The 19,837-nt window shown below is 66.8% G+C and carries 24 protein-coding genes; 16 read left to right on the top strand and 8 right to left on the bottom strand.

The genetic code is table 11. The features are described 5' to 3' along the window. Positions 1–92: 92 nt before the first annotated feature. Positions 93–392, bottom strand: a complete 300-nt coding sequence (locus R5O87_RS14345) for a hypothetical protein (RefSeq protein WP_410556464.1) — start codon at positions 390–392, stop codon at positions 93–95. A 208-nt stretch (positions 393–600) separates the two neighbouring features. Then, positions 601–765, bottom strand: a complete 165-nt coding sequence (locus tag R5O87_RS14340) for a hypothetical protein (protein ID WP_410556465.1) — start codon at positions 763–765, stop codon at positions 601–603. A 404-nt stretch (positions 766–1,169) separates the two neighbouring features. Here R5O87_RS14340 and R5O87_RS14335 point away from each other — a divergent pair, with 404 nt between their 5' ends. Continuing rightward, entirely contained in the window at positions 1,170–1,358 is a 189-nt protein-coding gene (locus R5O87_RS14335; protein WP_410556467.1) for a hypothetical protein, read from the top strand. A 20-nt stretch (positions 1,359–1,378) separates the two neighbouring features. Beyond that, positions 1,379–1,618, top strand: coding sequence for a hypothetical protein (locus R5O87_RS14330; RefSeq protein WP_410556468.1), 240 nt, complete (start codon positions 1,379–1,381; stop codon positions 1,616–1,618). A gap of 57 nt (positions 1,619–1,675) precedes the next feature. On the opposite strand, the gene R5O87_RS14325 is transcribed toward R5O87_RS14330, so the two are convergent. Continuing rightward, positions 1,676–2,524 (bottom strand): IclR family transcriptional regulator, encoded by an 849-nt coding sequence (locus R5O87_RS14325; protein ID WP_410556469.1) that lies wholly within the window; start codon positions 2,522–2,524, stop codon positions 1,676–1,678. A 282-nt stretch (positions 2,525–2,806) separates the two neighbouring features. Further along, the gene (locus R5O87_RS14320; RefSeq protein ID WP_410556471.1) at positions 2,807–4,168 is read right to left on the bottom strand and encodes an MFS transporter; all 1,362 of its coding nucleotides are present in this window, start codon (positions 4,166–4,168) and stop codon (positions 2,807–2,809) included. A 307-nt stretch (positions 4,169–4,475) separates the two neighbouring features. Between R5O87_RS14320 and R5O87_RS14315 the strand changes: the two genes are divergently transcribed. The 8 genes from R5O87_RS14315 (at position 4,476) to R5O87_RS14280 (ending at position 11,805) form a co-directional block, all read left to right on the top strand. After that, positions 4,476–5,873, top strand: coding sequence for an LLM class flavin-dependent oxidoreductase (locus tag R5O87_RS14315; RefSeq protein WP_410556472.1), 1,398 nt, complete (start codon positions 4,476–4,478; stop codon positions 5,871–5,873). Between the two features lie 41 nt (positions 5,874–5,914). Beyond that, complete coding sequence (locus R5O87_RS14310) at positions 5,915–7,228, top strand: flavin monoamine oxidase family protein (RefSeq protein WP_410556473.1); 1,314 nt, start codon at positions 5,915–5,917, stop codon at positions 7,226–7,228. Then, entirely contained in the window at positions 7,225–7,740 is a 516-nt protein-coding gene (locus R5O87_RS14305) for a flavin reductase family protein (protein WP_410556474.1), read from the top strand. Before R5O87_RS14310 ends, R5O87_RS14305 begins: the two co-directional genes overlap by 4 nt. Positions 7,741–7,783: 43 nt before the next feature. Further along, positions 7,784–8,365: a flavin reductase family protein gene (locus tag R5O87_RS14300; RefSeq protein ID WP_410556475.1), complete on the top strand. Its 582-nt coding sequence runs from the start codon at positions 7,784–7,786 to the stop codon at positions 8,363–8,365. Then, positions 8,362–8,778 carry an ester cyclase gene (locus tag R5O87_RS14295; protein ID WP_410556476.1) on the top strand — a complete coding sequence of 139 codons (417 nt, stop codon included), beginning with the start codon at positions 8,362–8,364 and terminating at the stop codon, positions 8,776–8,778. The genes R5O87_RS14300 and R5O87_RS14295 overlap by 4 nt, the downstream gene beginning before the upstream one ends. Before the next feature lie 60 nt (positions 8,779–8,838). After that, positions 8,839–10,422, top strand: a complete 1,584-nt coding sequence (locus tag R5O87_RS14290; RefSeq protein ID WP_410556477.1) for an aldehyde dehydrogenase (NADP(+)) — start codon at positions 8,839–8,841, stop codon at positions 10,420–10,422. A gap of 148 nt (positions 10,423–10,570) precedes the next feature. Further along, positions 10,571–11,425, top strand: coding sequence for a fumarylacetoacetate hydrolase family protein (locus tag R5O87_RS14285; protein ID WP_410556478.1), 855 nt, complete (start codon positions 10,571–10,573; stop codon positions 11,423–11,425). A gap of 143 nt (positions 11,426–11,568) precedes the next feature. After that, positions 11,569–11,805: a hypothetical protein gene (locus tag R5O87_RS14280; RefSeq protein ID WP_306920070.1), complete on the top strand. Its 237-nt coding sequence runs from the start codon at positions 11,569–11,571 to the stop codon at positions 11,803–11,805. A 5-nt stretch (positions 11,806–11,810) separates the two neighbouring features. Here the strand turns inward: R5O87_RS14280 and R5O87_RS14275 are convergent, their stop codons facing one another. The 3 genes from R5O87_RS14275 to R5O87_RS14265 form a co-directional block, all read right to left on the bottom strand. Then, positions 11,811–12,098, bottom strand: coding sequence for a MoaD/ThiS family protein (locus R5O87_RS14275; protein ID WP_331575287.1), 288 nt, complete (start codon positions 12,096–12,098; stop codon positions 11,811–11,813). A gap of 9 nt (positions 12,099–12,107) precedes the next feature. Further along, a complete protein-coding gene (locus tag R5O87_RS14270) occupies positions 12,108–13,238 on the bottom strand; it encodes a WD40/YVTN/BNR-like repeat-containing protein (RefSeq protein WP_410556480.1) in 1,131 nt (376 codons plus the stop codon). Positions 13,239–13,313: 75 nt separating this feature from the next. Beyond that, positions 13,314–13,616, bottom strand: coding sequence for a hypothetical protein (locus R5O87_RS14265; protein ID WP_410556482.1), 303 nt, complete (start codon positions 13,614–13,616; stop codon positions 13,314–13,316). A 176-nt stretch (positions 13,617–13,792) separates the two neighbouring features. Here R5O87_RS14265 and R5O87_RS14260 point away from each other — a divergent pair, with 176 nt between their 5' ends. Continuing rightward, positions 13,793–14,224 (top strand): LexA family protein, encoded by a 432-nt coding sequence (locus tag R5O87_RS14260; RefSeq protein ID WP_410556484.1) that lies wholly within the window; start codon positions 13,793–13,795, stop codon positions 14,222–14,224. Further along, on the top strand, positions 14,217–15,500 hold the full coding sequence (locus tag R5O87_RS14255) for a Y-family DNA polymerase (protein ID WP_410556486.1): 1,284 nt from the start codon (positions 14,217–14,219) through the stop codon (positions 15,498–15,500). Before R5O87_RS14260 ends, R5O87_RS14255 begins: the two co-directional genes overlap by 8 nt. Positions 15,501–15,546: 46 nt before the next feature. On the opposite strand, the gene R5O87_RS14250 is transcribed toward R5O87_RS14255, so the two are convergent. Then, positions 15,547–15,747: a hypothetical protein gene (locus R5O87_RS14250; RefSeq protein WP_410556487.1), complete on the bottom strand. Its 201-nt coding sequence runs from the start codon at positions 15,745–15,747 to the stop codon at positions 15,547–15,549. Positions 15,748–15,924: 177 nt separating this feature from the next. Between R5O87_RS14250 and R5O87_RS14245 the strand changes: the two genes are divergently transcribed. From R5O87_RS14245 to R5O87_RS14230, 4 genes are all read left to right on the top strand, one after another. Continuing rightward, entirely contained in the window at positions 15,925–16,431 is a 507-nt protein-coding gene (locus tag R5O87_RS14245; protein ID WP_410556488.1) for a universal stress protein, read from the top strand. 320 nt (positions 16,432–16,751) lie between these two features. Beyond that, positions 16,752–17,108 carry a metal-sensitive transcriptional regulator gene (locus R5O87_RS14240; protein WP_410556490.1) on the top strand — a complete coding sequence of 119 codons (357 nt, stop codon included), beginning with the start codon at positions 16,752–16,754 and terminating at the stop codon, positions 17,106–17,108. A 61-nt stretch (positions 17,109–17,169) separates the two neighbouring features. Beyond that, positions 17,170–17,400, top strand: a complete 231-nt coding sequence (locus R5O87_RS14235) for a heavy-metal-associated domain-containing protein (protein ID WP_410556491.1) — start codon at positions 17,170–17,172, stop codon at positions 17,398–17,400. A gap of 71 nt (positions 17,401–17,471) precedes the next feature. Next, positions 17,472–19,829 carry a heavy metal translocating P-type ATPase gene (locus R5O87_RS14230; RefSeq protein WP_410556493.1) on the top strand — a complete coding sequence of 786 codons (2,358 nt, stop codon included), beginning with the start codon at positions 17,472–17,474 and terminating at the stop codon, positions 19,827–19,829. Positions 19,830–19,837 lie beyond the last annotated feature (8 nt).

Here is a 19,837-nt window from a genome sequence, read left to right as displayed (position 1 = left end):
TTCGCGTCGCAATCCTCGGCGGTTTCTGCTGTGGATGACGCGTCGCGGGCAGCTTCGGCGTAAAGAATGGCAGTCATGGCGCTGGCCTGTGCTTACTCGCCGTACATCAGGCTGTTGAGGAACGAGTCCAACTGCTGGCGCGTCGCGCCCTTGTTCCCGCGTGCCGTGACCGGGTGGGCCTGTGCCAGGTAGAGGCCTTCCCAGGGGGAGCACACCAGCGCTCCAGGCTCGACGGCGGTCTGTACCGCCGCCGTCGGGGCGGCCACTTCTGCGCCCGGACTGTCTGTGACGGTCAGGGGCTCGGCGGGCAGCGGCCCGGCGGCCCGCTGGGCGTGGCCGTGTCCCCAGCCGAATGCACTGGCAATTGCCCGGTGACCTACTGAGATGGACATGGTTCCTTCCCTTCTGCCTTGCGGGCCGGTACTTCCGCGTACCGGCCGACGTCTTTGTCTGAAGCTGAACCGGATCTGAAGTTCATCGAGACCTGAACAGTTATATATTGAACGTGACGTTCATTTTATGAACGTATAGTCATTGTGGCACGGCTCACCTTCCGGCGCAATAGTTACGGCCGCCGCCGAGGAAGCATTTCCGGGGTGGCTAGCGCGCGCTGTCCGACGTCGCGGCCCGGACCACCACGGGCCTGTCGGAACTGCAGATCATGACCCTTCCCCGGCCGGCCGACTGGATCACCCAAAAGACACTGCGGTCCACGGCGATCATGTCGATTTGCCCCGAGATGATCCTGCCGTCGCGCAGAAGCACCCTGACGGCATCATCCCGCGAAAGCTTGGACCAGTCGGGCACTGGCGCGACGGGCAGGCGGGTTGTGTGGCGGGCTGGCGTATCCGTATGTAAGCGCATGTTCCTGGTCCGGGGATAGGGGGTAAGGGTGCATATCAGACGTTCATTCAATGAACGTGGCGTTCAGCATAAGAAGTGATCCACTTCACCGTCAAGCCCACCACCGCCCGGAACTACCGCCGCGGACGCCGCAACTGCCCCCTTGCAAAATGCCGTGACAGGGGCCACAATGGAGCTACGTTCATAAAATGAACGTAGCGTTCAAAACTTTAGATCTGCAACTATCCCGGATGGCCAAAGGCGGCTCACCGGTATCCGAAACCTACGGGAACCCTGGTTCCCCCAGCACCCGCGAGGAGCCCACCATGAGCACCGTTCACCGCATCCTTCTCATCGCGTTCGCCCGTCCCGCCACCGGGCCCACCGTCGGCGGGCGCAGGCGGGCAGGCGCCGCGGGCGCCGCGGGCGCCGCGATCCGGCAGTCCATGGGCCCCGACGTATTGACCTGCACCCCGTGGGCAGGCCTGTACGTTGAAGGCCCCGACGCGTCCTAAGCGCCACGCAGAGGTACGACATGACTCACTGGCGCCAGAAGGCAAGGCGCAAGACCCCCAAGATGGTCGCGGAAATCCTCCGTGAACGCGATGAACGGCGCACCGCAGCCCTGATCGCCTGCATCACAGAAGTGAGCAGCAGCGAGGGCCCGGACGGCGTCACGCACGGCGTGGTGGCCGAACGCGCGGGAGTCCCGGTCCGGTACGTGGAATGGAAGTACCCGTCGCGCGAACACCTGATCGCGATGGCTGGCAACTAAGCCCCTAGGCGGTCAGCTGAGAGCCGCGACACGGCGCTGATGACCGGCAGCGAAGCCCTAGGAGAGGGCCTTCGCCACCTCGTCGGCGGCCTTGTGGAGCTGGTCGACAACTCCGGGCAGCTTGTCCGACCTGAACCGCTGCACGGGTCCCTGGGCAGCGAGCACGCCGATCAGTCCGTTTGAACTGTCACGCACCGGATAGGCGACGGCGAAAAGGCCCTCTTCAAGCTCCTCATCGATGACTGCATAGCCCTGTTGGCGGACCTGGCGGATCTCCTGCAGGAGCGCCTTCCGGCTCGTGATGGTACGGGCGGTGTAGGACTCCAGCTTTTCGGGCAATGACGCCGCAATTCCGTCGTCGCTGAGTTCAGACAGCAGCAGCTTTCCGGTGGCACTGGCATGGGCGGGGTAGTTCCCGCCGACGTACAGGTGGGTAGCGTTCAGGTAGCGGGAGCCCGAGGCTTCGGCGATCACGTCGTAAGACGTTTCACTCCGGACCATGGCAAAGCTCATCGTCTCCTTGAGCTTCGCGGCGTATTCGTCCAGGATCGGCTGGATCCTGGCTACAGCACCCGTGTAAGGGTCGGCCAGCCTGCCCAGCTTGGCCATCTGCCAGCCCAGCAGATAGCGGTTGTCCACGCGGTCCACAAAGCCCGTCTGCTCAAGGCTCAGGAGCAGCCGGAAGGCGGTCGGGCGGGTCATGCCCACTGCCTGGGCCAGCTCTGTGACGGTGATGCCCTGCCGGTGGCGGCCCAGTTCACTCAAAAGGACGGTCGCCTTAATGACGGACTTGTTGGTCAGGTCCACCGATTCATCGGCAGCTGCCGCCTCGGTTCCTTGTGCGTCGTCTGCTTCTGCTGCGCTTCGTCCCGCCGCCATATCTGCTCCCGGTTCGCGTTCGCTCACGGTCCGAAGCCCGTGCTGTCCCCATCCATCCTATGCGCTTTTCAAGTAGCGAACGGGGCGTTCACCCACGGCTCAACGGCTCAGCCCAGGGCTCAGGGGACCAGGAGGACCCCGCCGGTGGTTGCTTAGCTCATGACCATCGGGGCGGTCAGTCCTCGGGCAGGATCGCGGAAGCTGACCCACGCACCCAGGTGCGTCCCGCGAACTGGCAGCTGTTGCCCTCAAAATCTCTCCGAGAGGGCATCAGCTGCCAGTTCGCGCGAGTGTCCTGTTGGTTTGGGACTACCGCACCAATGCTTTGCCCTGCGGCGCCGAGGTGTCGCTCAGGCTCAGGCCCTTGGTTTCCGGAGCGAGGTACTGCGAGATGACCGCACCCACCACACAGATGCCGGCGGCGATCAGCATGGTGGTTCCCACGCCCAGGCCGTCGACCGACATCGGCAGGATGAACGTTCCGGCCGCGGCACCGATCCGTGAGAACGCCGTGGCAAAGCCGACGCCGGCGCCGCGGATTTCCGTGGGGAAGACCTCGCCGGGGTACACGCCGGTCAGGGCCGTGGAAATGGCGTTGAAGAAGGAGAAGGCGATGAAGCAGACCAGGATGACCAGCGGCGAGACGTGGGAGAACAGGCCGATGATCACCAGGGCGACGGCGGCGATCCACATCGGCGGGATGGACAGTTTGCGGCGGCCGACGCGTTCAATGAGGAACATCGCAGCCAGGGAACCGGCCACCACCACGCCGTTGAGCAGCAGCGCCCCGGCCAGGCCGTCCTCAACACCGAGGCTTTCCAGCACGATGGGTGCGAAGGTGGCGATAGCGAAGTAGGGGGTTACATTGCAGACCCAGTACATGCAGACGAAGATCGTGGAGTTGCGGTACTGCGGGGAGAAGAGCTTGCCGAAGTTGGGGCGCTCCGGCTTCTCAAACGCGAGGTCCCGGACGTCGGCTTCCTCCATGTACTGCTGGGCAATGGCGAGCCCCTCCTCGGTCCGCCCCTTGCTGATGAGCCAGCGCGGGGATTCGGGGGAACCCAGCCGGAGCAGGAAGACGATCAGGGACGGAACCGTGCTCATGCCCAGGATGATGCGCCAGTCCGCGTGGATGGCTGTGGACAGGTAGTAGCCCACCGCGTAGGAGATCAGGTAGCCGACGTACCACGCGACTTCCTGGAAGGCCATGAGCTTGCCGCGCAGCCGGGCCGGGGAAAACTCGACCAGGAGGGGCCAGCCGATGGCGTAGTCGGCGCCGATCGCCATGCCCATGAGCAGCCGGATGATGAACAGCTGCCAGGCGTCCGCGACGAAGAACTGCGCGGCCGAGCCGGCCAGGAAGATGGCCAGGTCCACGATGAACATCGGCTTGCGGCCGATCTTGTCGGCCAGGTACCCGCCGATGGGGCCGCCGAAGAAGATGCCGATCAGGGCCGAGGCGCCAATCAGGCCCTGCCAGGTGGCCGACAGGCTCAGGTCCGACGTCAGCGCCGGCATGACGAGCCCGATGCCGCCCAGGATGAACCCGTCGATGAACATGCCGCCGGCGATGACTCCGCTGAGCTTGTACAGGAACCGCTTCTTCTGCGGATCCTCAACGGCCGGCGACTGCAGCGACGGCCCGGGGGCGGGTGTAACAGGTGTATTCACGATGGACTTCCTTGTAGATCGTAAAAATCGAAGGGGAGCGGACGCCGGCGGTGTCAGCACGGCGGCTGTTTGGGGGGAAGGCTGAAGAGAGCCACAATCAGTTCGTTCATCTTTCGAACGTCGTGGTCAAAAATATGGCATGCGCCACATTCGGTGTCAATAGCCCGCGCGTAATCTTCCCGCCCAATAAGCGCACCCTTGACAGTGAGCTGGCTAACATCTTAAATTGAACGCAGTGTTCAGTTTATGAACGTCAGCCCCAAAGTTGTCGCCTAGTCCGGCACGAGTCCAAGGAAGCACCGCTGCCATGAAAAATGAACCTCTGAGCCTTTTCGCCTTCGACGTCTTCTCCCCCACCCACCTGACCTCGGGTACGTGGCGCGCTGAAGGGGACCAGGGCCACCGATACACCGATCTGCAGTACTGGACCGGCGTCGCACAGATGCTCGAGAAGGCCGGCTTCGACGGGATCTTCTTCGCGGACAACGTCGGCTACCACGACGTCTTCCGCGGCAACGCTGATGCCGCGCTGCGCGACGCAGCCCAGGTGCCGATCAACGACCCGACGGTGCTGATCAGCGGCATGGCCGCGGTGACGAAGCACCTCACCTTCGGGGTGACCTGCTCGGCCACCTACGAGCCGCCCTACCTGCTGGCCCGCAAGTTCAGCAGCCTGGACCACCTCACCGGCGGCCGCGTGGGCTGGAACATCGTGACCTCGTACTCCGAGGCGGCCGCCCGCAACCTGGGCAAGGAACAGCAGCTCTCCCCCGAGGAGCGCTACGACATGGCCGACGAGTACATGGAGGTCGTCTACAAGCTCTGGGAAAGCTCCTACGAGGAGGACTCCGTGGTCCGGGACGCCGACTCGGCAACCTACATCGACCCGGCGAAGGTCCACCCGATCAACCACGCCGGCAAGTACTTCACCGTCCCCGGTTTCCACCTGTGCGAGCCGTCCCCGCAGCGCACCCCGGTGCTGTTCCAGGCCGGCTCGTCCTCCAGGGGCATGGAATTCGGCGGCAAGCACGCCGAAGCCGTCTTCATCCAGTCCACCTCGGTAGAGGGCGCCAAGCGCACCGTCGCCAAGCTCCGCCAGGCAGTGGCCGACGCCGGCCGCGACCCCCGGGACGTCAAGATCGTCATCCTCCTTACCGTCATCGTCGCCCCCACCGACGAAGAAGCCCAGGCCAAGTACCAGAAGGCCGTGGACCTGGCCCCGGTCGACGCGATCCTGGCCCGCCTCAGCGGCTGGACCGGCATCGACATGTCCGAATACGACCTCGACACCCCCCTGGCTTCCGTCGGAACCAAGGCGGGCCAGTCCATGGTGGACATGTTCTCCAAGGCCGACCCGGACCGGGACTGGACCCCGCGCCAAATCGCGGAATTCCTCGCCGTCGGCGGCACCGGTTCCACAATCGTCGGCTCCCCGGAGACGGTGGCCGCCGAGCTGCGCCGCTGGCGCGACGAGGCCGACATCGACGGCGTCAACCTCAGCTACGTCACCAAGCCCGGCGGCTGGGAGGACTTCATCGAACTGGCACTGCCGGAACTCCGCGCCCAGGGCATTGTTGCCCCGGCACGCCCGGAGGACCAGGAGCCGGTGACCCTGCGCGAAAAGCTCTTCGGGCAGAAATACACGCTGGACGGCCACCCCGCCACCGCGCAGCGGGCCGCGAACCTCAGCCAGGCCGCCCGCTAAGCGCCGCCACCCATCAACGAACCATCAACGGAGATACTTCAATGACTGAACAGACAGACGTCGTCGTCATCGGTGCCGGTCTTGCCGGCCTCGTCACCGCCCGTGAACTGAGCAACCGCGGCCACAGCGTGGTTGTCCTGGAAGCCCAGAACCGTCTTGGCGGCCGCCTGTACACCGAGCGCCGCCTCGGCCAGAACCTGGAGCTCGGCGGCAACTGGCTGCACTGGACCCAGCCCCACGTCTGGGCCGAGGTCACCCGCTACGGTCTGGAGGTCTCCCGCGGCCCCCGCTCGGAGGAAACCTACTGGCTCGCCGGCGACGAGGTGCGCCGGGGCAACCTGGATGACTTCATGAAGCTCATCGATCCTGGCATGACCCGGCTGCTGGAGGACACCGTCAAGTGGCTGCCCCGCCCGGACGCGCCGCTGACCGTGGAGAACCTGGCCGAGGTGGACCAGTACAACCTGCAGGAAATGCTGGACAAGCTGGACCTCTCCGAGGACGAGCGGAACGCCAACGAAGCCGCCTGGGTGGGCCACTTCAACGCACCCCTGGACCAGTGCGCCTACGTCAATGCCCTGCGCTGGACCGCCGGCTCCTCCGGCCACTGGCACCTGATGCACGAGGCCTCCGCCATCTACCGCCTGAAGGACGGCAACGACGGACTGGTCAACGCCATCGCCGGGGACAGCACCGCCGACATCCGGCTCAACGCCCCGGTCACCTCCGTCCGGCACGACGCCGACGGCGCCACCGTCACCTACGGCGACGGCCAGGAAATCCAGGCCAGGAAGGTGGTCATCACCCTGTCGCAGAACATTCTGCACAAGCTCGACGTCGAGCCCGCCCTGTCCGAGGGCAAGCTCGCCCCCAGCCGGGAAAAGACCGCGTCCCAGGGCGTCAAGGCCTGGATCCGGGTCAAGGGACCCATCAAGCCGTTCTTCGCCTACTCCGCCCAGGACAAGCCGCTCTCCGTGATCCGCACCGAGTTCGTCGGGGAAGACGACGCCGTGCTGGTCGGCTTCGGAGCCGACGCGAACCGCATCGACGTCACCGACCCCGTCCAGGTCCAGGAAGCCATCAAGGTCTGGCGCGACGACCTGGAAGTCCTCGAAGTCACCGGCCACAAGTGGGGCGAAGACCCCTACGCCGAGGAAACCTGGCAGATCCAGCGCCCCGGCCAGCTCACCAAGTACCACGCCGCACAGCAGGCCAGCGAAGGCGCACTGCACTTCGCCAGCAGCGACACCGCGAACATCTGGGCCGGTTTCTTCGACGGCGCCATCGAGTCCGGCCTCCGCGCCGGCCGCAACATCCACACCGAGCTGCGCGCAGAAGGGAAAGCACTGTCATGACCGCTCCCGTACTGGAAGGCCGCCGGATCGATTCCGACACCTACCGCGCCGTCATGCGGCACCTGCCCACCGGGGTTGCCGCGATCTGCTCCACCGATCCCGTGACCGGGGCCCAGAACGGCATGATCGTGGGAACGTTCGCCTCACTGTCCGTGGAACCGGCACTGGTGACGTTCAGCGTGATGCACTCCTCCACCAGCTGGCCCAGGATCTCCGAAGCGGGGACCTTCAGCGTCAGCCTCCTCGCCGCGGACCAGCAGCAGGTCTGCCGCGCGCTCTCCGCCAAGGGCGAGGAGAAGCTCAGCAGCGTAGCCTGGTCGGAATCCGCGTGGGGCACCCCGCACCTGCACGGCTCCCTTGCGTGGTTCGACTGCCGCGTCGAGCAGCAGTTCACCGCAGGGGACCACGTCGTCGTCATCGCCAGCGTGCTGGCCATGACCCCCGCTGAGGGGGCATCCGCTCCGCTCATTTTCCACGGCGGCCGCTTCGGCAGCTTCCGCGAAACCGCCTGATTCACTCCACCTGATCCAATTCACTTGATCAAGGACCACTGACATGGATATCACCCCCACCCCGGCCGCCACTCCCGTGGCCGACATCACTCCCGCCCTGTACCGCCAGATCCTGGGCAAGCTGCCCACCGGCGTCACGGCCATCACCGGCGTCAACGACGACGACGAGAAGCTCGGTCTCGTCGTCGGCACCTTCCAGTCCCTGTCACTCGAGCCGCCGCTGGTCATGTTCTGCGTGGACAAGTCCTCCTCCAGCTGGCCGAAGCTGCGCAAGCTCCAGAGATTCACCGCGAACATCCTCTCCGACGACCAGATCACCATCTGCAGGTCGCTGTCCCGCAAGGGACCGGAGAAGTTCGAGGGCCTGCCCTGCTCCACCGGCCCCCTCGGCACCCCGCACCTGAACGGTGCAACCGCCTACATCGACTGCGTCGTCACCGCCGAAGTCGTCGTCGGCGACCACTACATGGTGGTCGGCTCCGTGACCAACATGGAAGAGGGAAGCGGCGACGCCCTGCTGTTCAGGGGCGGAAAGTTCGGCCAGTACCTGCCCATCGAAATCCCGGCACCTGTGCCGGCCGCGCCTGCGGCACCGGAAACCGAACCTGCAAGGAGCGCATCATGAGCCGCCGCGACACCATTCTTAAGGCCTGGAACGGCGCCTGGGGCGACGGGGACCTGGCCGCGTTCGAGCAGCTCCTCGCACCGGGCTACGTCCGGCGCTCCAAAACCGGGGCCGAGGACTACGCCAGCCTCCGCAAGACCATCGAGGCGATGCACACCGCCTTCCCGGACTCCAGCACCGAAATCCTGGAAATCATCGAGGACGGCCCCAAGGTGGCCGTGCACTGGCAGACCACCGGCACCCACACCGGCGAGTTCATGGACGTCCCCGCCACCGGCCGCAGCATCGCCGTGACCGGCGCATCCTTCCTCCGTTTCGACGGCGACAAACTCGCCGAGGAATGGGTGGTCTGGGACCCGCGTGAGCTGCTTTCCGCCCTCGGCATCTGGCACCTCGGAGCCGGCAACGCCTAACCAGGCACCGCCGCACCAGAACCACCCATCCCCACTCCCAACCGCCCAGGAGGGCGCATTATGACACTCCAAGGACATTCCCTCATCGCCGGCGAGACCGTTCCCGGCACCAGCGGCACGGCCCACGGCTTCAACCCCGCCACGAACGAACAGCTGGAACCTGCCTACACCCTGATCAGCGAGCAGCAGCTCAAGACGGCCACCGACGCGGCCGCCGACGCCTTCGACTCCTTCAGCACCCTCGCACCGGAGCAGCACGCCCGGTTCCTGGAGGCGATCGCGGAGAACATCGAGGCCATCGGTGAGGAACTGATCGTCCGCGCAGGCCAGGAGACCGGCCTGCCCGCCGCACGCCTGCAGGGCGAACGCGTCCGCACCACCGGCCAGCTGCGGCTCTTCGCCGAGGTCATCCGCCAGGGCGACTTCCGCGGCGTCCGCATCGACCCGGCGATCCCGGACAGGGCACCCCTGCCCCGCGCCGACATCCGCCAGCGCCAGATCCCGCTCGGCCCCGTAGCCGTCTTCGGTGCCAGCAACTTCCCGCTGGCCTTCTCCGTTGCCGGCGGAGACACCGCGTCCGCGTTTGCTGCCGGCTGCCCGGTGATCGTCAAGGCCCACAACGCCCACCCCGGCACCGCCGAGCTCGTCGGCCAGGCCATCATCAAGGCCGTTGCCGACCTCGGCCTGCACCCGGGTGTCTTCTCCCTGATCTATGGCTCCGGCGCCAGCATCGGCCAGGCCCTCGTGGCCGACCCCGCCATCAAGGCCGTCGGCTTCACCGGATCCCGCGCCGGCGGCACCGCCCTCATGCGCACCGCCGCCGCCCGGCCCGAACCGATCCCGGTCTACGCGGAAATGTCCTCCATCAACCCGGTCTACGTTTTCCCCGGCGCCCTGGACGGGGACGTTGAGACCCTGGCCCAGGGATACGTCACCTCGGTCACCGGCAGCAGCGGACAGCTCTGCACCTCACCGGGTCTCGTCTTCGTCCCCGAAGGCGACGCCGGAAACAGGTTCGCCGCGGCCGTCACCGACGCGATCACGCAGCTGTCCGGGCAGACCATGCTCAGCGGCGGCATCGCCTCCGCCTGGGAGCACGGCCACAACGCGCTCGAGGCTGCGGCCGACGTCGAACTCATCGGCCGCGGAACGAAGGGCCCGACCGAAAACGCGCCCGCCCCGGCCGTGTTCGGTGCCGACCTGGACGCCTTCACGTCCAATCCCGTCCTGCACGAGGAAATCTTCGGCGCCGCCAGCCTCGTGGTCCGCTACAAGAACATCGACGACCTGGTCCGGGCCACCCGGCTGCTCGAGGGCCAGCTCACCGCGTCCCTGCACATCGCCGAGGACGATTACACCGCCGCAGCACCGCTCATCCCCGCCCTGGAGCGCAAGGTCGGCAGGATCATCATCAACGGCTGGCCCACCGGCGTCGAAGTCGGCCACGCCGTGGTCCACGGCGGCCCCTACCCGGCCACCTCGGACTCGAAGACCACCTCGGTGGGCACGCTGGCCATCAACCGGTTCCTGCGCCCGGTCGCCTACCAGAACTTCCCGGAGCAGCTGCGCCCGGCACCGCTCCAGGACGCCAACCCCTGGCAGGTCAGCCGCCTGATCGACGGCAAGCCCGAAAAGGCCCAGTAACAGCCACACACTTCCGGCCCCGGACAGGCTCCCGCAACAGACACCGTCCGGGGCCGGAGATCCACCTGCCGGCGGGCGCTGCATTCGATGTAGCCGCCTTAGCCCGGCATCTCTGACCCAACCAAGCCATTCATCCAAAGGACAAACGGTGCGCCTGGCCAACATCGCGAACCGGCTGACACTCGTCACGCCGAACAATGAAGTCATCGACCTTTCGCAGGAGTCGCGCGGCCGTTTCAGTCCTTCCATCCAGGAGTGCTACGAACGCTGGGATGAGCTCCTCGGGTTTGCCCGCTCGCTCGGCAGCACGCCGGGAAAGCCCGTGGCCGAGGTCCCGCTCAAGGACTTCGGCAACCCGGCGCCCCAGCCGCGGCAGGTCTTCGCGATCGGGCTCAACTACGCCGCCCACGCAGCGGAGGCCTCACTCGCAGTGCCCGAGGACCTCACCGTCTTCACAAAGTTCGCCAGCTCCCTCGCCGGCCCGTACGGCACCGTCACCCTCCCGCCCGGAACCGTGGACTGGGAGGTCGAGCTCGTGGCAGTCATCGGACGCGGCGGGTCGCACATCCCGGCGGACAGGGCGTGGAGCCACGTCGCCGGAATCACCATCGGGCAGGACCTGTCCGAACGCACCATGCAGTCCGCGGGACCGGCGCCGCAGTACAGCCTGGCCAAGTCCTTCCCCGGCTTCGGGCCGGTTGGTCCGCTGCTGGTCACCCCTGACGAGTTCGAGGACCCGGACAGCATCGAACTGGGCTGTGCCATCAACGGCGAACAGGTCCAGAAGGGGAACACCTCGGACATGGTCTTCCCGGTTCCCGAGATCATTGCCCGCCTGTCCAGGGTCACGCCGCTGTTCCCCGGGGACGCCATCTTCACCGGCACGCCGCCCGGCGTTGGAGTCGGCCGAGTACCCCAGCGCTTCCTCGCCCCCGGCGACGAACTCGTCACCCACATTCGCGGCGTCGGCGAAATGCGCCACCGGATGCAGGCGTCATCCTAGGCTCCCCGATGGCGCGCGGAAACCGCCTCGGCGCCGGAAACTAACCGGGCGCTAACGGGCAGGAAACGCGTGCGCAACATTGCCGCGCCACACTGGTTGTGCCGGCAATTGCAGGCACCAGCTCCAGCTCAGGAGGCCACGCCATGTTGAAGGAAGCCAAACCCCACATCACCCGGGTCCGCGCCCTGGACCAGCTGCATCGCGGCGACGAGATCGAGGCCCGCCTGTCGGTTGGCCCCAGCTATGACGACGTCATCATCCGCCGCGGCAGCGTCCAGGAGACAGCCCCGGGCATTGGCGTCGTGTGGATCATGGATCATCACACGGGCATGCGCAAGGCCATCAATACGGACGAATGCAGCGTTTGGCGCGTCGCCTGAGCTGCCTAGCCGCCGGCCACGGACTGGATGATCAGCACCTCCTGGCCGGCAGAAACTTCCGTTTCCAGGCCGCGCAGACGCCGGACCTCCTCACCGTTCACGTAAATATTCACGTAGCGGCGGAGCGCACCCGTCTCGTCCCGCAGCCGCCTGGCAAGCACCGGGTAAGTCCCGGTCACGGAATCCAGCAACCGGCCCACAGTCACCGCCCCGTCGGCGGGTGTAGTCAGTATGGACTGCCCGCCGGCGAGCGGCTGGAGGACGCTGGGAAGGACCACGCTGATCTCAGCCACTGCACACCCTCATGCGCCAGTCCCGGCAGCGACCGGGGCCCCGGCCACAACGGCGGCGCGGACGCACAGCACATCCGGCAGGTGGGACGCCACCTCCGCGAAGGTTTCGCCTTCGTCGGCGCTGGCATACACCGCACCCCCGCGCGTTCCGAAGTACACCCCGGCAGGCTCGGCGGAATCCACGCTGGCCGCGTCACGGAGCACGGCATTGAATTCTGACTGCGGCAGGCCGGCGTCCAGGCGCTTCCACGTGGAACCGGCGTCGTCCGTACGGTGCACGGCGAGCTTTCCGTCCGGCGGGATGCGTTCGCCGTCGGCCTTCAAGGGAACAACCCAGGCCGTGCCCGCGCGCCTGGGGTGCGTCAGCATGACGAACCCGAAATCGGCCGGCAGGCCGTCCGCTATCGATTCCCAGTTCTCGGCATTGTCGTCGGTGCGGTACACGCCGTGGTGGTTCTGCGCGTAAAGTCGGCCTTCGACGGCGGCATCCGCCGCTATCTTGTGCACGCACTGGCCGAATTCCGGGTTGGGATCGGGCATGAAGTAGGCGGAGATGCCTTTGTTGCGCGCCTCCCAGGACGCCCCGCCGTCGAGCGAGCGGTACACGCCCCCGGTGCTCATGGCGACGTGGACGTTCTCGCCCGAGGGGTTGACCACGATCGAGTGGGCTGCTGCGCCGCCATACCCGGCTCCCCACTCGCTGCGGTGCGGGTGGTCCCAGAGTCCGCGGTTCAGCTCAAAGTGCTCGCCGCCGTCGGTCGATTTCCACACTGAAATCGGCTCCGCGCCGGCCCAGACGACGCCCGGGCGGGATTCGGCGTCGGGATAGATCTGCCAGATCCGTTCCACGGCGGCGTCGGTGCCTTCGGGGAACCTGATGGCGCCCTGCTCGGGCTCGGTCCAGCTGGCGCCAAGGTCATCCGAGTGGGCTACGTACGGACCCCAGTGCTCGGACCGCACCCCCACCATGATGCGCGTGCGGCCGTCCCGCGTATCGATGCCGATGCTCGGTATCTCGCTCATCAGGAAATGCGGGCCGGAAAAGGACCACTGCTTCCGGTCCTGGCTGGTGGCCAGCCAGAGGCCTTTTTTGGTCCCGATTGCTAACACGAAACTCTCTGAGGCATTCATGGACCCCATGCAACCACTCGGGCGGAGGGGCTGCAATGGTTTTGGCCGCCACGGGTTTGGCTGGATTCCTGGCTGAGGCCGGGCCTAGGACCCGACTTTCGCGCCGTCTTTTGCGGTGCCGTCATTGGGCGTGCCGGTCTTTGCGGCCCGGCGGTTTCGCCACCACCGGCGAAGCAGGTCCGCCGCGGCCAGGATTCCGGCCAGGGGCGTCAGGACGGCGGCGGCGTAGACGAAGAGCAGCCAGGTGAGCGTGGCGATCGGGGGCTGGCTCCGGCTCAGCAGTGACAGGCCGCCGAACAGGCCCGCAACCCAGAAGAGCACCACCAGCGTCAGCACGGCCGCTGCCGGAAAGTACTCGTTCCGCACCACCCTCTTCAAGGTTTCCACCACTGATCCTCCTGTGCCTTGCATCCCCATGAGACCAGTATGCGACGGAGACCCGCTGCGACGGAGACGGCACGACGAACGTGTGATGAACACAACCGCTGCCTGGCGCGGCTGCATTCTGTCAGTCCCGGGAGCTACACTGAACTATCGAACATATATTCGAAAAAAGGTGTGTTGTGGGGGCGATCATTGGTCCCCGCGTGATAGAGGCGGGACTTTCCCTGCGGCTGGTGCTGGTCTCCCCCGTGGCCGTGGCGGCGGGATTTCCGTCCCCCGCCCAGGACTACTTTGACGGGCGCATCGACCTGAACGAGCACCTGATCAAGGACATCACCAGCACCTACATCGTTCGGGTATCCGGCGACTCGATGGAGCAGGCCGGCATCAGCGACGGCGACGAGCTGATCGTCAACCGGGCATTGGAACCGCGCGACGGATCCGTGGTGGTCGCCGTCCTGGACGGCGAGCTCACCATCAAGCGCCTGAAGATCACCGCGGCCGGCGTGGTGCTCCAGGCGGCCAACCCGCTGTATCCGGACATCATTGTCCCCGCCCTGGCGGACCTCACCATCTGGGGCGTGGCCACGAGGTGCCTCCACCATGTCTGAGGCCCGGCAGCAGATTGCCCTGGTGGATGTGAACTGCTTCTATGCCAGTGCGGAGCGGGTCTTCGACCCCTCGCTCGAAGGCAAACCGCTGGTGGTGCTCTCCAACAACGACGGCTGCGCCGTGACCCGCAGCCCGGAGGCCAAGGCCCTGGGTATCAGCACCGGCGAGCCGTGGTTCAAGATTGCGCCCCGGGCCAAGGAGTGGGGGCTCGTTGCCCGGTCCAGCAACTATGAACTGTACGGCGACATCAGCGCCCGGGTCATGGAGCTGCTGGGACGCTACTCGGCCTGGCTTGAGGTGTACAGCATCGACGAGGCGTTCCTGGGCATCAAGGGCAGTCCCGAACAGATGGTGGATCTCGGCCGGACCATTAAGGCCGCGGTCCAGCGCAACGTGGGGGTGCCCGTGTGCGTCGGCATCGCCGGCACCAAGACGCTGGCCAAACTGGCCAACCGGTGGGCCAAGAACAACCCCGCCCTTGGAGGGGTGTGCCGCTGGGAGTCGATGCCCCCGGAGGCGCGGGAACTGCTCATGGCCCGGCTGCCGGTCTCCGAGGTCTGGGGCGTGGCGGGCCGGCTGGAAAAGCGGCTGAACGCCATGGGGATCCGCTCCGTCCTGGAGCTCAGCCGGGCGGATCCGGTGATGGTCCGCGAGCGCTTTTCGGTGGTGCTGATGCGCACCGTGCTGGAGCTGCGCGGGACACCGTGCATACCGCTGGAGGAGGAGCGCGCGGGCCGGGACCAGCTGATCTTCTCCCGCTCGTTTTCCACTCCCCTGACGTCGGTCCCCGAATTTCGCCAGGTTCTGAGCGTTTATGCGCAGCAGGCGAGTGCCCGGCTGGCCCGTCACCACCTTCAGGCCAAAGTCCTCACAGCCTTCGCCGGCACGTCCCACTACAACCCGAAGGACAAGTCGTTTCCCTCGGTGTGCGTTCCGCTGCCCATGCCCACCTCGGACCCGGTGCTGCTCACCAGGGCGGCCCACGCCCTGCTTCCAGTGATCCAGGAGGGCGTGAAATACGCGCGGGCAGGCATCATGGTCACCGACCTTCGGCCGTCCGGCAATCAGCAGCCGCTGGAGCCCTTCACCAACCCGCACGAGGAGCGCGGGATCGGCCCGCTGGTTGAGCAGATCAGCCGCAAGTACGGAAGGGGCACGATCGGGCTCGGGTTCGCCGGCCTGAGGAGCGGTCTGGACTGGAGCATGAAGCGCGGCATGCGTTCGCCGCGCTACACGACCCACTGGGACGAGTTACCGGTGGTGCGCGCGGCCTGACCGGCCCTGACGCATGCGCCGGGGCCGGTCAGACCGGCAGAACCAGTCAGTCCACAAACTCCGACTGGGTCTCGATGAAATCCCACTCGGCTTCGGTCAGGACCGCCTGCGGGGTGTCCGGGTGCGGGCCGCCAGCCTGGGCAATCCCCTCCATCACGAACGCCGGAACATCGCCGGCCCGCAGGTTCTCGCGAAGCCACTCCTTGCTTTTCAGGTCCAGATCAAGCCACCACATGTGAATCTGCATGGGACGCCGCCTTTCTACGTCTCCAAACTAGGCTCACCCGGCGCGGGATTCAAGGGAGAAGTCACGCTCTTCCACCCGCGCCCAGGACTGCGCCGCAGGCCCGAAAACCGGCGCTGAGCTGGGCGAAGGCCCTGTGCCGCTATGGCCTTTCCCGACGCCGCGGGCACACAATTGACTATGGATGCAGAGCACTTCAGCGGCCCGCCTCCCCTTCTTGTGGGCATGGTTCCCGGCCAGCATCCGGAGGTCCTCAAGACCGCCGTCAGCCTGGCCCAAAAGCTGTCCGCCCCGCTGCTCTGCGCGTACGTGGACGAGGCAAGCTATTTGGTCGAATGGGACCCCGCCCGCTCCGCACACCGCCTCTCCCTACATCCGGACAGGGACGACGACGACATCCGCTCAGTTACCACGGAGCTGAAGTCGGCCATCACTTCAGCCGTCCAGGACGGCGGGCCAGCATGGACCTTGCGGACGCTGGCCGGGGACCCCGCCCGCGCGCTCGGCAGGCTGGCATCGGAGGTCAATGCACCCATGATCATTGTGGGAACGCCGGAGCGCGGCTTCGGGCACCGCATAACGGAACTCCTGAACGGCTCCGTGGCCGCCTGGCTCACCCACCACCAGAGCCGGCCTGTCCTGGTGGTGCCGTTCCGGATGGCGGCGCATCAGGACCGCCCGGAATAAGCGGGCCGGAGGCCTGCCACCAAAGCGCGGAAAAGTAAAGTCAAAGTAGTTATTCGAAGCGGTGGCCAACTTGGCTACCGGCAAGTAAGCTGAACACGCAGGCTGATCAAGAGCCCGCCCAAAGACTGCTCCGGAGTGCGTATCCCCCAATAACGCGCTCCGGAGCTTTTTTGTTGCCCACAGCTTCCGGACCTCCCCTTCAGGGCATCCGCCCGCTCGGGGCCATGACTCCCCCATCCCAGGACCAGCGGTTTCCGCATCCTCGTGACCTCCCGCACACCTTCCTTGACGGATACCCCCTAGGGGTATAACTTGAGGGAATGGAGACTTCCGAAGGACGGACGCCGGCGGCGTCCAGCGAAGAAGCGATTGCCGACTCCGCGCAGCACGGCTACACAGGGGACAAAGACGCGTACCTGCGCCGGCTCCGGCGGATTGAAGGGCAGGTCCGGGGAATCGCGCGGATGGTCGAGGAGGACAAGTACTGCATCGACATCCTGACGCAGGTCGCGGCCGTGACCAAGGCCCTGCACGCCGTCAGCCTGGGCCTCGTGGAAGAACACATCGGCCACTGCGTCGTCGGGGCGGCCTCCGAACCTGACCCTGACCTCCGGGCCGAAGCCATCGACGTTAAGGTCAAGGAGGCGGCGGGTGCCATCGGGCGCCTGCTGCGCTAGCGGCACAACCACCACCCACCAAGCTGGCCCACCCAGTCAGCGCAGCAACGAGGAGCCAGCAATGAGCACCATCTCCACCAAAGTCCACGTTTCCGGCATGACCTGCGGACACTGCGTGTCCGCCGTCAGCGAGGAGCTCGAGGCGCTGGCCGGCGTCGAGGAGATCGACATCGACCTCAATGCCGGCGGCATCACCACCGTCACCATCACCTCCACGCAGAAGCTCTCCCCCTCCGAAATCGGCGAGGCAGTGGCTGAGGCGGGCTACCTGGTGGTGGCCAACGAGGCCTAACCCCGCCTCCCATTCACACGCAGCACCAAACACCAGGCAGAGCACGAAGCATCACCACAGAAGGACCAGGCATGGGCACCGAACACCTTCCCGCAGGCAACCCCCGCAGGGTGATCGAACTGGACGTTGAGGGCATGACCTGCGCCTCCTGCGTGAACCGCGTGGAAAAGAAACTCGCCAAGCTCGAAGGCGTCGAGGCCACGGTCAACCTCCCCCTGGAAACGGCCCACGTAACAGCCCCGGCCAGCATCACGGACCAGCAGATTACAGACCAGGTAGCCTCAGCCGGCTACAAGGCAACGGTCAAAGTGGTCACCGAGAAGGACAGGGCGGAGCATGGCGGACCGTCGGAGGACAGTGCCGCGCACGAAGACCACATGGCCCACGGCGGCAAGGCCTCGGAGCTGAAGCCGCGCCTGCTGGTCGCGGCGGTCCTGACGGTGCCCGTGTTCCTGATCTCGATGTTCCCGGCGTTCCAGTTCCCGGATTGGGGCTGGGTGGCCGGCGCCCTGGCGCTGCCGGTGGTCAGCTGGGCGGCGTGGCCGTTCCACAGGGCGGCCGCCATCAACGCCCGCCATTTCGCCTCCACCATGGACACCCTGGTGTCGCTCGGCGTGATCGCGGCCTACCTGTTCTCCGCTTGGCAGCTCCTCGCCTTCCCCCGCCTGACCGAGCACCCCGGCATGGAAGAGATGGGGGGCGCCGGGTCCGGCGGCCTGTACTTCGAGGTGGCCAGCGTGGTCACCACATTCCTCCTGTTGGGCCGGTTCCTGGAGGCGAACGCCAAGTCAAAGGCCGGCGACGCGCTCAGGGCCCTCCTGGACCTCGGCGCCAAGGACGCCTCCATCCTGCAGGACGGCGCCGAAGTGAAGATCCCGGCGAGCCGGCTGGCTGTCGGGGACGTGATCGTGGTCCGTCCCGGCGAGAAGATCGCCACCGACGGCGTGGTGGTGGACGGCGTCTCGGCGGTGGATGCCTCGCTGGTCACCGGCGAATCGGTTCCCGTGGACGTCGGGCCGGGCAGCCTTGTCACCGGCGCCACCATCAACACATCCGGCCGGATGCTGGTCCGGGCCACGCGCGTCGGCGCCGAAACCACCCTGGCCCAGATGGGCCGGCTCGTTTCGCAGGCACAGACCGGCAAGGCCCCGATCGCCCGGCTTGCCGACCGCATCAGCGCGGTCTTCGTGCCCGTGGTCCTGGCCATCGCCGTCCTCACCTTCGCCGGCTGGCTGCTTGCCGCCGGGCCGGACATCACGGGCCCCGAACTCCGTGCGGCCTTCACCGCCGCGGTGGCCGTGCTGGTCATCGCCTGCCCCTGCGCCCTTGGCCTGGCCACCCCCGTGGGCCTGCTGACCGGCACGGGCCGCGGGGCACAACTGGGCATCCTCATCAAGGGCCCGCAGGTCCTGGAAGACACCCGCACGGTGGACACCATCCTGCTGGACAAGACCGGAACCGTCACCAGCGGGCAGCTGTCCGTGGACGCGGTGGCGGCATTTGCGCCGTTCAGCGGGCCGGACGTGCTGCGTCTGGCCGGAGCGGTGGAGTCGGCGTCGGAGCATCCGATTGCCGTGGCCATCGCCGCCGCCGCAAAATCCGCCGTACCGGCCATCGGCCTGCATGCAAACCCCAGCCAAAGCGGCAGTTCAGGGAACGACGGCGCCGGCCTCCCCGCCGTCGTCGGCTTCCGCTCCGCCCCCGGCGGCGGAGTGGTGGGAACCGTTGACGGCCAGCTCGTCGCTGCCGGCCGCAGCGGCTGGCTGCTGGAGAACGGAGTCGAGATCACTCCGGAGCAGGATGAGGTGCTCCGCAACGCGGAAGAGTCCGGCGCCACGGCCATCTGGGTGGCCGTGGACGGCGAAGCTGCCGGCATCATCGAACTTCGGGACACGGTCAAGGAGGGATCGGAGGCCGCTGTCGCGCGCCTCAAGGCCCTGGGACTGCGGCCCATGCTGCTCACCGGCGACAACGACGCCGTTGCTGCCCAGGTGGCTGCCGCCGTCGGAATCGCCGCGGACGATGTTTTCGCCGGAGTCCTCCCCGAGGGCAAGGTGGAAGCCGTCCGCAGGCTGCAGGCCGGCGGCGCGACAGTGGCCATGGCCGGCGACGGCGTGAACGACGCCGCAGCCCTGGCGCAGGCCGACCTCGGCATCGCGATGGGTTCCGGCACGGACGTGGCGATCGAGGCCGCCGACCTGACCGTGATGGGCAACGATCTGGGGCAGGTGGCCACCGCGATCGAGCTGTCCCGGCGCACGCTGGCCACCATCAAGACCAACCTGTTCTGGGCCTTCTTCTACAACGCGGTGGGCATTCCGGTGGCTGCCCTCGGACTGCTCAATCCCATGGTGGCCGGCGTGGCCATGGCGGCGAGTTCGGTGCTGGTGGTGGCCAACTCGCTCAGGCTGCGGCGCTTCGGCAAGTAGTACCCGCG

The organism is Arthrobacter globiformis (assembly GCF_046536215.2).
Lineage (GTDB): Bacteria > Actinomycetota > Actinomycetes > Actinomycetales > Micrococcaceae > Arthrobacter > Arthrobacter globiformis_E.
The sequence above is the reverse complement of the archived record's forward strand: the minus strand, read 5'-3'. Positions and strand labels throughout refer to the sequence as shown.